The organism is Nonomuraea salmonea (assembly GCF_042428605.1).
GTDB lineage: Bacteria > Actinomycetota > Actinomycetes > Streptosporangiales > Streptosporangiaceae > Nonomuraea > Nonomuraea salmonea.
This window is the reverse complement of sequence record NZ_JBHMCF010000046.1, coordinates 241,021-253,658: the sequence shown is the minus strand read 5'-3', so window position 1 is coordinate 253,658 and position 12,638 is coordinate 241,021. Positions and strand designations below refer to the sequence as shown.

The window sequence follows — 12,638 nt, the reverse complement described above, 5'->3', positions numbered from 1 at the left end:
GAACGGAGACCATAGCGGGCGGGGAGCTGGGCTGTCTATAGTTAGTCAGGTGACTGACTCAAAGCGGCCGGGAAAGCGGGAGCGGCTGGCGGGCGCCGCCGTACAGGTGCTGCACGAGCGCGGGGTCGAGAAGACGACCCTGGCCGACATCGCGCGGGCCGCCGACGTCCCCGTGGGCAACGTCTACTACTACTTCAAGACGAAGGACCAGCTCATCCAGGCCGCCATCGGCGAGCACGGCCGCGAGCTCGACACCCTGATCGCCGGCCTCGAACAACTCCCCACCCCGCAGGAACGCCTCAAGGCGCTGCTGCGCGGCTGGATGAGCCGACCCGACGTCACCGCCCGCTACGGCTGCCCCACCGGCACCCTCGCCTCCGAGCTGGACAAGCGCGACGACGGCCTGGACAAGGCGATCGCCGGGGTGATGCGGCGGCTGCTCGACTGGGTGGAGACGCAGTTCGCGGCCATGGGGCGGGCGGACGCGCGAGAGCTGGCCGTCGGGCTGTTCGCCTCCTACCAGGGCGTCGCCCTGCTCACCAACACCTTCCGCGATCCCGAGCTGATGACCGTGGAGGGACACCGCCTGGAGCGCTGGATCGACTCACTCGCCGTTTGAGCGACGCCGTCTGGAGCGCTGGATCGACTCGCTCGCCGTTTGACCCGCGGGCCGGAGGGCGGTAACGTCCCCCTCCCCTAGCGACGCCTTTCCGGGGCCCGCGGGTGGTGGGGGCCGTATCCATCGGCTCTCCGGAGGCCCGCATGTCCACCGCCTCGCGCGACTTCCGCCTGCTGCTGCTCGGGCAGACCACCAGCCAGCTCGGCGCCCAGGTCAGCGCCGTCGCGATCCCGCTGCTCGCCGTCGTCACCCTGCACGCGTCCCCGCTGCAGCTCGGTCTCGTCACCGCGTCGGGGACGGTCGCGTTCGCGCTGATCGGGCTGCCCGCAGGGGCCTGGCTCGACCGCGTACGCCGCCGCCCCGTCCTCGTCGCCGCCGACCTGGTCAGGGCCGCCCTGCTGGTCACCATCCCGGTCTCGGCACTCCTCGGCGCGCTGTCCATCGCGCAACTCGTGCTCGTGTCGCTGCTCACCGGCGTCGCCCGGGTGTTCTTCGACGTCGGCTACCAGAGCTACCTGCCGTCCGTCGCCGGTCCTGACCTGCTCAAGGGCAACGCCGCCATGGAGACCATCCGGGCGGGCGGCCAGCTCGCCGGGCCCGGCCTCGGCGGCTGGGCGACCACGATCGTCGGCGCCGCGAACGTGGTGCTCGTGCAGGCCGCCGCGTTCGCCGTGTCGGCCGGGTCGCTGCTGGCGATCGCCGCCCGCGAGCCCGCCGTCCCGCCCGCGGCCGCCGGGAGCGGGATGGCGAGGCAGATCCGGGAGGGGCTGGCGTTCGTGGCGCGGGCCCGCGTGCTGCGCGCACTGCTCGTGACGAGCGCGGCCGGCAACCTCTCCTTCGGCGTCGCCTCGGCGGCCGGGTTCGTCTTCATGGTCCGTACGCTCGGCCTCCCGCCCGCCGCGATCGGCGCGGTGCTCGCGCTCGGCTCGATCACCGTGATGCTGGGCGCCGCCATCACCCCGTTCTTGGCCCGTCGGTACGGTTCGGCGCGGATCGTCTGGCTCTGCCTGGCGGTGACCGGGCCCGCCGGGCTGCTCACGCCGCTCGCCACCCCCGGCTGGGGCGTCGCCCTGCTCGTGCTCGGCACCGCCGCCGGCGAGCTGGGACAGATCGTGTACGCCATCACGAGCGTCACCCTGCGCCAGCGACTCTGCCCCGACCGGCTGCTCGGCCGGGTGAACGCCACCATGCGCTGCTTCGTGACCGGCATCTTCCCCGCGGGCGCCCTGCTGGGCGGCGTACTGGCGGAGGCCGCAGGGGTACGAGCGGCGCTCTGGACCGCCGCCGTGATCATCCTCCTGTCGCCCCTGCCGACGTGGCGCGCCCTACACGGCCTCCGGGACATTGAGCAGACCCAGCTCTGACCGAAGCCGGCCGGCTCAGCGCCCACCGTGACGGGAACTGTCATGGCGTTCGCCGAGCGATGAACTGGGGTGCGTGGTGGCTCAGAAGCCGCTGGCGAGCCAGTTGGCGTGAGCGCCGTGAGCCCCGGCGGCAAGCCAGGCCGCTGCGGCGGCCGTGTCACCGGCGATGGCGACCGAGGTGGCCCACCGCTCCTCACACAACCGCCGGACGCGCTCGCGCAGCGGTCCCTGCGCCGTCAGAACGCCACCGGCCAGCACGATCGGCGACGTCTCCTCAGGCGCCCGGACCCTGGCCAGCGTGGCCAGCAGCCGATCGGCGGCCGACTCGAGGATCGCAGCAGCCGCCGGGTCACCCGCCTCAGCGGCCTGCCCGACGAGCGGTGCCAGCGGCGCGAGCGTCGTCACGGGCGCAGCCTGTGCCCGAATGATCATCAGATCAGCGGTACGCGAGCTCAACTCCACCCCAGGCCCAACCACCGCCTCAGCAACCAACCGCGCCAGCTCACCTTCCGCCCCGGCAACGCCCGAGCCGCGAACGCGGCCCCCCGCCTTCACCGGTGAGCAGCCGGAGCGGGCCGTAGCGTCCCGAGCACTCCCAGCCGACCCCGGGCGGCCCCCGTCCTCCCCCACGCTCCCCACCGAACCTGAGCGGGCCCCGGCCTTGCCCAGACCTCCCACAGAGCCCGAGTGACCCCCGGCGTCGAGGCCGCCCGCGCTCCCCACCGCAGGTTGGGCCGCATCGTCCACGGGTGCATGGACGGCGTCAGGTTGTCCTGCCGGGGAGCAGTCTCCGATTTCGTTGGCTCCCGACCGGGCCGAGTTGTTACCCGACATGTCGGGCATGGGATGGGTTGGTGGGGTGGTGAGGTGGCGGATGGCGTGGCGGGCGGCGGCGCGGCCGAGCCAGAAGCCGGAGCCTTCGTCGCCCAGCAGCCAGCCCTGGCCGTCGGCGACCTCCGTGACCCGTCTGTCCGCTACGCGCAGGGCTACGGCTCCTGTCCCCGACAAGAGGACGTGGCCCGAGGGGTCAGGGGTGCCGGCTACGAAAGCGAGCAGAGGGTCTTCGACGCCGCGCACCGGGAAGTGCAGGCCGCAGTCGGCCCAGGCGCGGCTGAAGGCGGCGTGCACGGCGGGGTCCTCCAACGCGCCGAGGCCGGCGAGGCCGATCACCCCGTTCACCACCCGGCCGGGGTCGGTCGCGCCGAGCGCTTGCTTGACGGCGGTGGTGATCTCGGCGAGTGCGGCATCTACGCCGTGTGCGGCGGGGTTCCCGCCACCGGCCAGGCCGTAGCCGGCGCGTTCGCCGGTGGACGTGGTGAGCAGGGCACGCGTGGAGGTGCCGCCGGCGTCGATGCCGAGGAAGAGGTCCATGGTCGCTCTCTTGTCGCGCTGAGGGCTGGGGGTTGGCGCGCACTGTACTCGACCCGACCCCACCACCCCCAGCCGAGCCGACCGGCCCATCTCGCCAACGCCACCCAATAACCGACCCGCCCCGCCGTCCCAGTCCCCGCCGACCCAGTCCCCTGCGTCCCGGTCCCCGCCGACCCCGACGTGCTGATCCGACCGGCCGGCGTCGTCCCGCTGGCCCCGCCGGGGCCGCTGGGGCGGCTGGGTGCGCACGGTGGGCTGGGCCGCCCTCTCGCCTGGCGGAGCGTGGGATACTGCGGAAATGGCGCGGGTCGTGTTCATCGGGGTCGGTGACGTGGAGTTGACGCGCCGCGTGGTGTCCGCGCTGGTGCTGGGGGCCGGGCTGCGGGGCGAGCTGGAGATCGTGCTCCATGATGACGATCCCGGGAAGCTGGTGACGACCGAGCGGCTGGTGCGGGCGATCGACGCGGAGGCGGGGTCCGAGGCGAAGATCCGCAGCGTGTTCGATCGGCGGCAGGCGCTCAGAGGTGCCGATTTCGTGGTGAGTCATCTCGACATCGGCGGGTTCGAGGCGACGTTGCGGGACTTCGAGATCCCGCACCGGTACGGACTTCGGCAGACCATCGGCGACACCATCGGCATCGGGGGGATCTTCCGCGGGCTGCGGACCATCCCCGTGCTGGTCGAGCTGGCGCGGCAGATGGCCGACGAGTGCCCGGACGCCTGGCTGCTGAGCTGCAGCGACCCGATGGCGATGACCGGGTGGGCGGTGCACGAGGCGACCGGGTACGAGCGGTTCGCCGGGTTGTGTCACGCGGTGTGCGACACGCACGCGTACCTGGCCGACCTTGTGGGGCGCGATGAGGATGAGGTGAGCTTTCTCAGCGCCGGGCTCAATCACCAGTCGTTCGTGCTGCGGTTCGAGGCGGGCGGGCGGTCGCTCTATCCCGAGCTGGACGCGGTGCTGGAGGCCGACCCGCAGCTACGGCGGCACGTACGCGCCGAGCTCTACCGTACGTTCGGCTACTTCCCGACGCAGTCGAGCGAGCACGCCGCCGAGTACGTCCCCTGGATCATGCGCCACCCCGACGAGACCGCCCGGCTGGGCGTGCCGGTCGAGGAATACCTGCGGCGCGTCGGCAAGAGCCTGCACCTGTACGAGGAGACGCGGCGCGCCCTGTCGGCGGGCCACCCGCTGCTGATCCGGTGGCAGCACCAGGAGCCGGCGGCGGCGATGATCCTGGCGATGCTGACCGGCGAGGAGAAGGAGATCTACGTCAACGTGGCCAACCGGGGCCTGATCGGCAACCTGCCTGAGGGGTGTTGTGTGGAGGTGCCGGCGGTGGTCGGTGCGGCGGGTGCGCGGCCGCGGGCCGTCGGCGACCTGCCGGTGCAGCTCGCCGCGCTCAACAGGACGTTCCTGAACGTGGTGGAGCTGACCGTACGGGCGGCGCTCGACGGTGATCGTTCGCACGTCTATCATGCGGCGATGCTCGACCCCAACACCGCCGCCACGTTGGCGCTGCCCGCGATCAAGGCGCTGTGCGACGAGCTCATCGAGGCGCACGGCGACCTGCTGCCCCCGGCGGTCCGTGCCTGATGGAGTCGATGCCGACGGAGGTGCGCCGCGAGCGCATGCTGGCGCTGCTCACCGAGCAGGAGTTCGCGCGGGTGGCGGAGCTGGCCGAGGCGTTCGGGGTGTCGAGCGTGACCGTGCGCGCCGACCTCGACGCGCTGGAGGAGCAGGGCAAGGTACGCCGGGTGCGCGGCGGGGCGATGGCGGCCGGTCCCGCCCCGCATGTGGAGCCGTCGTTCGAGCTGTCGCTGGGCACGGCGGCGGTGGAGAAGTCGCTGATCGCGAAGGTGGCGGCGCGGCTGGTGACGTCCGGCGAGTCGGTGCTGATGGGGGCGGGCACGACCACGTCCTACGTGGCGCGCGAGCTGGTGGCGCGCTCGGAGCTGACCGAGGTGACGGTGTTCACCAACGGGTTGCGTACGGCGCTGGAGCTGGAGCCCGCGTTGCCCCGCATCTCGGTCGTGGTGACCGGCGGGAGCCTGCGCCGCCAGCAGCATTCGCTGGTCGATCCGCTGGGCGGCAAGCTGCTTGAGGGGATCAGGGCGCACACGGTGATCCTGGGCTGCGGCGGGGTCGATCCGGTGGCCGGGGTGACGAACGTGAGCCTGCCCGACGCCGAGATGAAGCAGCGGATGTTGCGGGCGGCGGCCAGGAAGATCCTGGTGGCGGACGCGTCGAAGCTGGGTGTGGTGGAGATGGCGCCCATCTGCGCGATCGGGGAGATCGATCTGCTGATCACCGGGGAGTCGGCCGATCCCGAGTGCGTGGCGGCGCTGCGCGACAAGGGGCTGGAGGTCGAAGTCGCCCGCTGAGCGGATCCATCGGGCCCCTCGCCGACCGTCCCCGGTGCCCGGGCCCCGCTGGTCGCGGCGGGGCCCGGGCGGCGGGCGAGGCCCGGAAGCCGGCGCGCATCAGGCGCCGAGCAGGCGGCGGGTCAGGCGCCAGGCGGGCGGCGGGAATCGCCTCACCGCCAGGAGGCGGTCAGGCGCGGAGTGCCTCTGGCAGGAGGTCGCCGTGGGCGCGGGTGAGGTCGTCGGCCATCGACCAGATCTCGTCGAGGGTGAGTGAGGCGGCCGTGTTCGGGTCCACCATCAGGGCGTGCCTGACCAGGCGGGGGTCGCCCTCCTGCGCCGCCCGTACCGTCAGCTCGTTGACGCTCACGTAAGCCCTGTTCAGGGCCGCGCACTGCGGGGGCAGCGCGCCCACGGCGGTGGGGCGGACGCCGGTGGCGTCCACCGCGCAGGGCACCTCGACGACGCAGCCGGGCGGCAGGTTCGAGATGAGGCCGTCGTTGACGACGTTGCCGTAGACGACGCGCGGCGTGCCGGTGACGACGCTGTGGATGATTTGCGGCGCGTACTCGTCGGTGCCGGCGATGTCGAGCTCGCCCCCGCCGCGTACGAGGTCGCGGGTGCGCTTGTACTCGGCCACGTTCTCCTCGCTGACCCGCAGGTACTCGCCGACGGGGATGCGCAGCCGGTCGAGCTCGCCGTCGTGGTGCATGAGCCACGGCACGTACTCGGCGGAGTGCTCGCTGGTCTCGGTCGGGTAGTAGCCGAGCCGCCGGTACATGTCGATCCTGACCCGCCGCCGCAGCTCGGGGTCGTCGGCGTCGAGCCGGGGGTAGAGGTTCTCGCCGTCGCGCTCGAAGCGCAGCACCCACGCCTGGTGGTTGACGCCGGCCGCGACGTACGAGACCTCGTCGTACGGCACCGACACCAGGTCGGCCAGCCCTCGCATGGTCCAGTAGACGGAGTGGCAGAGGCCGACGACGTTCTTGACCTTGCCCGACAGGTACCAGACGTTCATGGCCATCGGGTTGGTGTAGTTGAGCAGCAGCGCGTCGGGGCAGACGGCACGGATGTCGGCGGCGAGGGCGTCGAGCAGGGGGAAGGTGCGCAGGGCGCGGAAGACGCCGCCGGCGCCGATGGTGTCGGCGATGGTCTGGCGCAGCCCGTACCTGGCGGGGATCTCGAAGTCGGTCACCGTGGCGTCGTAACCGCCGACCTGCACCATGTTGATGACGAAGTCGGCGCCGTCGAGCGCCGCGCGGCGGTCGAGGTGGGCGGTGACGACGGCGGCGTCGCCGGTGATGCGGCGGGCGACGGCCTCGGCGACCTCCAGGCGCTCGGGGTCGATGTCGTGCAGGGCGATGCGCATGCCGCGCAGTTCGGGGAAGGCGACCAGGTCGGCGAGCAGCCCCTGGGTGAAGACGACGCTTCCCGCCCCGACGAACACGATCTTCTTCATGTGGTTGCTTCCTCCCAGGTGGGCTGGGCCGCGGTGCCCCCGGCGGCGCGGGTGGAGAGGGTGCCGCAGGTCACGGCCACGGTCATGGCCTGTTTGAGCGGCAGGCCGCGCAGGAGCGCGGCGAGCAGGCCGGCGTTGAAGCTGTCGCCCGCGCCGACGGCGTCCACGACGGTGGCGGGGGTGGCGGGCACCTCGGCGGGCTCTCCGTCGGCGAAGGCGAGCGCGCCGAGCGCGCCGCGCTTGACGACGGGCAGCGTGCCGAGGGAGGCCAGCTCCCGTACGGCCCAATCCAGCTCAGCGCCCCCGGCAGCGCCCTCGGCAGCGCTCTCGACTGCGCCCCCGGCTGCGCCCCCGACAGCGCCCGCGACAGGGCCCGCGACGGCGGTGGCGATGGCGAGGGCTTCGGCTTCGTTCGGGAGCAGGACGTCGGTGACGGGCAGGACCTCGGCGAGGCCCGCCCACCGTCCCGCCGGGTCGTCGTTGGTGTCGAGCGAGGTGGACGCCCCGGCCGCCCTGGCCAGCCCGAACAGCCCGGCGAGCCCGGCGGCGAGCCGCGGCTGGAGGAAGTACGACGACACGTGGACGTGCGCGGCCCGCTCCAGCAGCCCGCGCGGCACGTCGCCGGCGCCGAGCCGGTCGAGGCAGCCGGAGGCGGTGAGGATGGCCCGGTCGTCGCCGTCCACGAGCACCACGGTCATGGCGGTGGGCACGTCGGGGTCGACGACGCAGGCGGAGACGTCGACGCCGCCGGAGCGCAGGGCGTCCAGGACGAAGGCTCCGGCGGGGTCGTCCCCCACCCGGCCGACGAACGCGGTGCGCAGGCCGAGCCGGGCGGCGCCGTACGCGGTGATCGCACCGGAGCCGCCGAGCACCAGGCCGGCGGCGGGGACGAGTTGTTCCCGCTGGCCGAACTCGGGATGGCGAGGCGCGCCGGAGACGATCACGTCCGGGTTGGCGTCGCCGACGACAAGCAGGTCGAAGGTCGTTCTGGACACCACGGCACCGTTTCAGGTGTTGTGAAAGCTTGTCAAGCCTTGCGATTTTTCGAAGGTATTGACAAGACTTCGAAAGTAACCATGATTGGCTCCAATCATTCCGGGAGGAGCATCCACAGTGCGAAGAAGAACCGCGGCGGCCCTGGTCGCGGCGATCGTCCTGGCGGCCGGGGGCTGCGGAGGGTCGGCGCAGGAGGGCGCGAAGACGGTGGACCCGCAGGCGAAGGTGAAGCTCACCTGGTGGACGGGCCAGACGGCGGACGCCGAGAAAGTCCTCGAAGGGCTGGCGGCGACGTTCACCCAGCAGCATCCCAACGTGACGATCGAGGTCTCCTCCGGCGCCTCGACCACCGACGACCTGCTGCAGAAGCTCTCCGCCGGCTTCGCCAGCGGCGTCTACCCCGACATCTCCTACGCTTTCGGAAGCTGGGCCTCGCAGCTACAGGAGTCGGGCAAGACGCTCGACCTGACGGAGAAGGTGAAGGACCCGGCGGTCAAGTGGGCGGAGTTCCCCGAGGCGGCCCGCACGACCGCGACGCCGAACGGGCAGGTCATCGGCTTCCCCGCGATCGTGGACAACCTCTCGCTGCTCTACAACAAGAAGCTCTTCGACGCCAAGGGCGTGGCGTACCCGACCGACGAATGGACCTGGGACGACTTCCGCGCGGCGGCCAAGAAGCTCACCGACCCGGCGGAGAAGATCTACGGCACCGCGTACTCGGTGAGCGCCTCCGAGGACACGACCTGGCACTTCTGGCCGCTGCTGTGGCAGCGCGGCGGCAGCATCCTGTCGCAGGACCAGAAGAAGGCCGCGTTCAACTCGCAGGCCGGCGTGGACGCGCTGGAGTTCCTGCGGGCGATGGCGGTGGACGACAAGAGCGTCTACCTCGACCAGACCGACGAGCGCTACGCGCCGCTGTTCGCGGACGGCCGCATCGGCATGATCATCAACGGGCCCTGGTCGCTGTACGACCTCAAGCAGAAGAAGACCGACTACGGCGTGGCCTTCCTGCCCGGCACGAACGGCGACCACCAGACCGTCTCGGGCCCCGACCTGTGGACGCTGTTCGACAACGGCGACGCCAACCGGGCCTACTGGTCGTTCGAGCTGATCAAGTGGCTCACCTCGGCCGAGGGCGACGCCCAGTGGAACCTCACCCAGGGCAACCTGCCGCTGCGCAACTCGGAGACGAAACTGCCCGAGTACGAGAAGTACGTCAAGGAGTACCCGGGCGCCGAGAAGATGGTCGCCAACCTGGCCAACGCCAAGCAGGCCAGGCCCACGGTCAGCGGCTACGTGGAGATGTCGCGGCACGTCGGCGAGGCCATCGCCAAGGCCATGCAGGGCGCGGCGCCGCCCAAGCAGGCCCTCGACGAGGCGGCGCAGAAGTCGGCCATCGCGCTGGCCGGGGGCTGACGATGTCGGTGTTGTTCGCCGGGCGCCGGCGACCGGCCGCCCACGTCTCGGCACCGCCGTCCGGCAGGGTGCGGTGGCTGCACCGCACCCTGACCGGGTGGGGCTTCGCCGGCCCGGCCACGGTGCTCGTGGTGGGCCTGTCGATCTTCCCGGCGGTGTGGGCGTTCCTCATCTCGCGGCAGAAGTGGAACGGCATCTCCCCCGCCAAACCGATCGGCTGGCTGAACTACGAGCTCATGGCCCAGGACCCGGACCTGCTCGCGGCCGTGCGGCACACGCTGGTGTTCACGGTGCTCTTCGTGCCGGCGTCGATCTTCCTCGGCATGCTCGTCGCCGTCGCGCTGAACCGGCCGATCAAGCTGGTCGGCTTCTACCGTACGTGCATCTTCATCCCGTTCGTGGCGTCGGCGGCGGCCACCGGCATCCTGGCGAACTTCGTCTTCAACCCGCAGTACGGCGCCGCCAACAGCGTCCTGCGCACGCTCGGCCTGCCGCAGCAGCAGTTCCTGGAGAGCCAGTCGCAGGCGCTCGCGGTGATCTGCCTGATCGCGCTGTGGGGACAGGTCGGCTTCACCGTGGTGGTCTATCTGGCCGCGCTGCAGGACATCCCGAAGGACGTGGTCGAGGCGGCCCGCATGGACGGCGCCAACCGCAGGCAGGTCTTCCGGCACGTCACGATGCCGCAGCTCGGCCCGGTGACCGTCTTCACCTCCATCTGGCAGACGATCACCGCGCTGCAGTTGTTCGACCTGGTCTTCACCACCACCAGGGGCGGCCCGCTGGGCGCCACCCAGACGATCGTCTACTACGTCTACACCCAGGCGTTCAAGCTCACGAAGTTCGGCTACGGCTCGGCCGTCGCGTACGGGCTGTTCGCCGCCACCATGCTCATCACCGTCGGGATGATCCTCTACTCCCGGCGCAGCAAGATCGAGGCCTTCTGATGCGACGCCTGCCGTTCAGCCCGTGGCACCTGCTGCTGATGCCGCTGGCGCTGCTGTTCGCGCTGCCGCTGGTGCAGATGGTGCTGACCGCGTTCATGCCGGACAGCGACATCAACCGCTTCCCGCCCCGCTTCATCCCGAGCCGGCTCACCCTCGACGGGTTCGCCGGCCTGTTCAGCCAGTCGCCGGCGCTGCTGTGGCTGCTCAACACGGTGATCGTGGCAGCGGTCGCGGTCGTGGCGCACCTGATCCTGTGCTCGATGGCCGGGTACGGCTTCGCCCGGCTGAAGTTCTTCGGCAAGCAGGCCGGGTTCCTGATGATCCTGGCGACCATCATGATCCCGACGCAGCTGCTGATGATCCCGACGTACGTGATGTTCAGCCGGCTCGGCCTGATCGACACGCTGGCGGCGGCGTTCGTGCCGTGGCTGGCGTCGGCGTTCGGGATCTTCCTGATGCGGCAGTTCTTCCTGTCGCTGCCCGCCGAGCTGGAGGACGCCGCCCGCATCGACGGGTGCACGACCTTCGGCGTGTTCTGGCGGGTGGTGCTGCCGCTGGCCAAGCCCGCGCTGGCCACGCTGACCGTCTTCACCCTGCTCGGCTCGTGGAACGACCTCATCTGGCCGCTCATCGCCATCAGCGACGAGAGCAACTACACGATCCAGCTCGGCCTGGCCAACTTCCAGGGCACCAGGCACACCCAGTGGTCGCTGCTCATGGCCGGGAACGTGGTGGCGACGCTGCCGCTGATCGTCGGGTTCGTCGCGGCGCAGCGGCAGTTCGTCGCCACCATGACGTTCACCGGGCTCAAGGGCTGAGCGCTACCAGGCGACGGGGAGCGAGGTGAGGCCGTACACGATGTTGAACGAGCGGAACTCCGCGGGCGGGCCCTCCTCGCGCAGCCCGGGGAACCGCTCGAACAGCGCCGGGAAGGCCATGCCCATCTCCATCCTGGCCAGCGGCGCGCCGAGGCAGTGGTGCACGCCGTGGCCGAAGGCGACGTGGCCCATCTCGCCGCGCGAGACGTCGAGCCGGTCGGGGTCGGGCACGAGCGCGGGGTCGCGGTTGGCGGCCGGCAGCACGCAGACCACCAGCTCGCCCTCCGGGATGCGCACGCCCGCCACCTCCACGTCCGTGGTGGTCACCTTGAACGTGCCCGAGTGCACGATGCTGAGCCAGCGCAGCAGCTCCTCGACCGCCGCGCCCCACCGCTCGGGCTCTTCGCGCAGCAGGTCGAGCTGCTCGGGGTGGCGCAGCAGCGCCAGCGTGCCGAGACCGATCATGTTGGACGTGGTCTCGTGGCCGGCCAGCAGGAGCAGGCCGCCGATGCCGATCAGCTCGTCGGCGGACAGGTCGTCGCCGTGCTCGCGGACGAGCATGCCGAGCAGGTCGTCGCCGGGGTCCTTGAGTGCGCGGCCGACCAGCTCGGTCATGTAGGCGCGCGACTCCAGCTGGGCCGCGACCCGCTGGTCCACCGGCAGCGACAGGTCGAGCGTGGTGCCGCTGCGGCGCTGGAAGTCGTCGCGGTCCTCGTACGGGACGCCGAGCAGCTCGCAGATCACCAGCGACGGGATCGGCAGCGCGAACGCCGACACCAGGTCGGCCGGCGGGCCCGCCGCCTCCATGGCGTCGAGGTGGGCGGTGACGATGTCCTTGACGCGCGGCTCCAGGCGGCGCATGCGGCGCATCGTGAACTCGGGGGTGAGCATGCGGCGCAGCCGCGTGTGCTCGGGCGGGTCGAACATCAGCAGGTTGCCCGCCCGCATGCGCCGCACCTCGTCGTCGCTGAACTCCGGCGCGCCCGGCGGCCGGTGGCCGGGCTGGCGGGCGTTGCTGAACCGCGCGGGGTCGCCCAGCACCTCCCTGACGTCGGCGAACCTGGTCACCATCCAGACGTCGATGCCGAACGAGGTGCTGACCCTGCGCACGCCCTGCTCCTCGCGGATCCGCGCGAGGTCGGGATCCGGGGTGAAGGTCGAGCGGCGCATGTAGACGGGCATCTCCGCCGCGGTTTCAGTCATCAGCTAGGTCTCCTCCCTGACCTCATTAAACGTCCGGGAGGCGGCGGGCGCGGCGGCGGGTCCCCGGCAGGTCCCCGGCGGGTA

Annotated in this window: 11 protein-coding genes; 7 read left to right on the top strand and 4 right to left on the bottom strand. The window is 71.6% G+C overall.

Translation table 11 applies throughout. From position 1 onward, the window contains the following. The first annotated feature begins 49 nt into the window (after positions 1 to 49). Positions 50 to 619 carry a TetR/AcrR family transcriptional regulator gene (locus tag ACFFR3_RS41505; protein WP_345404399.1) on the top strand — a complete coding sequence of 190 codons (570 nt, stop codon included), beginning with the start codon at positions 50 to 52 and terminating at the stop codon, positions 617 to 619. A gap of 143 nt (positions 620 to 762) precedes the next feature. Next, positions 763 to 1,983, top strand: coding sequence for an MFS transporter (locus tag ACFFR3_RS41500; protein WP_345404396.1), 1,221 nt, complete (start codon positions 763 to 765; stop codon positions 1,981 to 1,983). A gap of 81 nt (positions 1,984 to 2,064) precedes the next feature. Here ACFFR3_RS41500 and ACFFR3_RS41495 read toward each other — a convergent pair whose 3' ends face one another. Beyond that, positions 2,065 to 3,354 carry an N-acetylglucosamine kinase gene (locus ACFFR3_RS41495; RefSeq protein ID WP_379484917.1) on the bottom strand — a complete coding sequence of 430 codons (1,290 nt, stop codon included), beginning with the start codon at positions 3,352 to 3,354 and terminating at the stop codon, positions 2,065 to 2,067. A 298-nt stretch (positions 3,355 to 3,652) separates the two neighbouring features. Between ACFFR3_RS41495 and ACFFR3_RS41490 the strand changes: the two genes are divergently transcribed. Further along, positions 3,653 to 4,951 carry a family 4 glycosyl hydrolase gene (locus tag ACFFR3_RS41490; RefSeq protein WP_364380080.1) on the top strand — a complete coding sequence of 433 codons (1,299 nt, stop codon included), beginning with the start codon at positions 3,653 to 3,655 and terminating at the stop codon, positions 4,949 to 4,951. 8 nt (positions 4,952 to 4,959) lie between these two features. Further along, positions 4,960 to 5,739 carry a DeoR/GlpR family DNA-binding transcription regulator gene (locus ACFFR3_RS41485; protein WP_364380083.1) on the top strand — a complete coding sequence of 260 codons (780 nt, stop codon included), beginning with the start codon at positions 4,960 to 4,962 and terminating at the stop codon, positions 5,737 to 5,739. 169 nt (positions 5,740 to 5,908) lie between these two features. On the opposite strand, the gene ACFFR3_RS41480 is transcribed toward ACFFR3_RS41485, so the two are convergent. Both ACFFR3_RS41480 and ACFFR3_RS41475 read right to left on the bottom strand, forming a co-directional pair. Next, positions 5,909 to 7,177, bottom strand: a complete 1,269-nt coding sequence (locus ACFFR3_RS41480; protein WP_345404381.1) for an alpha-glucosidase/alpha-galactosidase — start codon at positions 7,175 to 7,177, stop codon at positions 5,909 to 5,911. Continuing rightward, entirely contained in the window at positions 7,174 to 8,172 is a 999-nt protein-coding gene (locus ACFFR3_RS41475; RefSeq protein ID WP_364380086.1) for a carbohydrate kinase family protein, read from the bottom strand. Before ACFFR3_RS41475 ends, ACFFR3_RS41480 begins: the two co-directional genes overlap by 4 nt. Before the next feature lie 118 nt (positions 8,173 to 8,290). Between ACFFR3_RS41475 and ACFFR3_RS41470 the strand changes: the two genes are divergently transcribed. From ACFFR3_RS41470 to ACFFR3_RS41460, 3 genes are read left to right on the top strand one after another with little or no spacing between them, the layout of a single operon-like run. Beyond that, positions 8,291 to 9,589 (top strand): ABC transporter substrate-binding protein, encoded by a 1,299-nt coding sequence (locus ACFFR3_RS41470; RefSeq protein WP_364380089.1) that lies wholly within the window; start codon positions 8,291 to 8,293, stop codon positions 9,587 to 9,589. Positions 9,590 to 9,591: 2 nt separating this feature from the next. Then, positions 9,592 to 10,533, top strand: coding sequence for a carbohydrate ABC transporter permease (locus tag ACFFR3_RS41465; protein WP_364380092.1), 942 nt, complete (start codon positions 9,592 to 9,594; stop codon positions 10,531 to 10,533). Continuing rightward, the gene (locus tag ACFFR3_RS41460) at positions 10,533 to 11,351 is read left to right on the top strand and encodes a carbohydrate ABC transporter permease (protein WP_345404372.1); all 819 of its coding nucleotides are present in this window, start codon (positions 10,533 to 10,535) and stop codon (positions 11,349 to 11,351) included. The genes ACFFR3_RS41465 and ACFFR3_RS41460 overlap by 1 nt, the downstream gene beginning before the upstream one ends. A 3-nt stretch (positions 11,352 to 11,354) precedes the next feature. Here ACFFR3_RS41460 and ACFFR3_RS41455 read toward each other — a convergent pair whose 3' ends face one another. Continuing rightward, the gene (locus tag ACFFR3_RS41455; RefSeq protein WP_345404369.1) at positions 11,355 to 12,554 is read right to left on the bottom strand and encodes a cytochrome P450; all 1,200 of its coding nucleotides are present in this window, start codon (positions 12,552 to 12,554) and stop codon (positions 11,355 to 11,357) included. Positions 12,555 to 12,638: the final 84 nt, after the last annotated feature.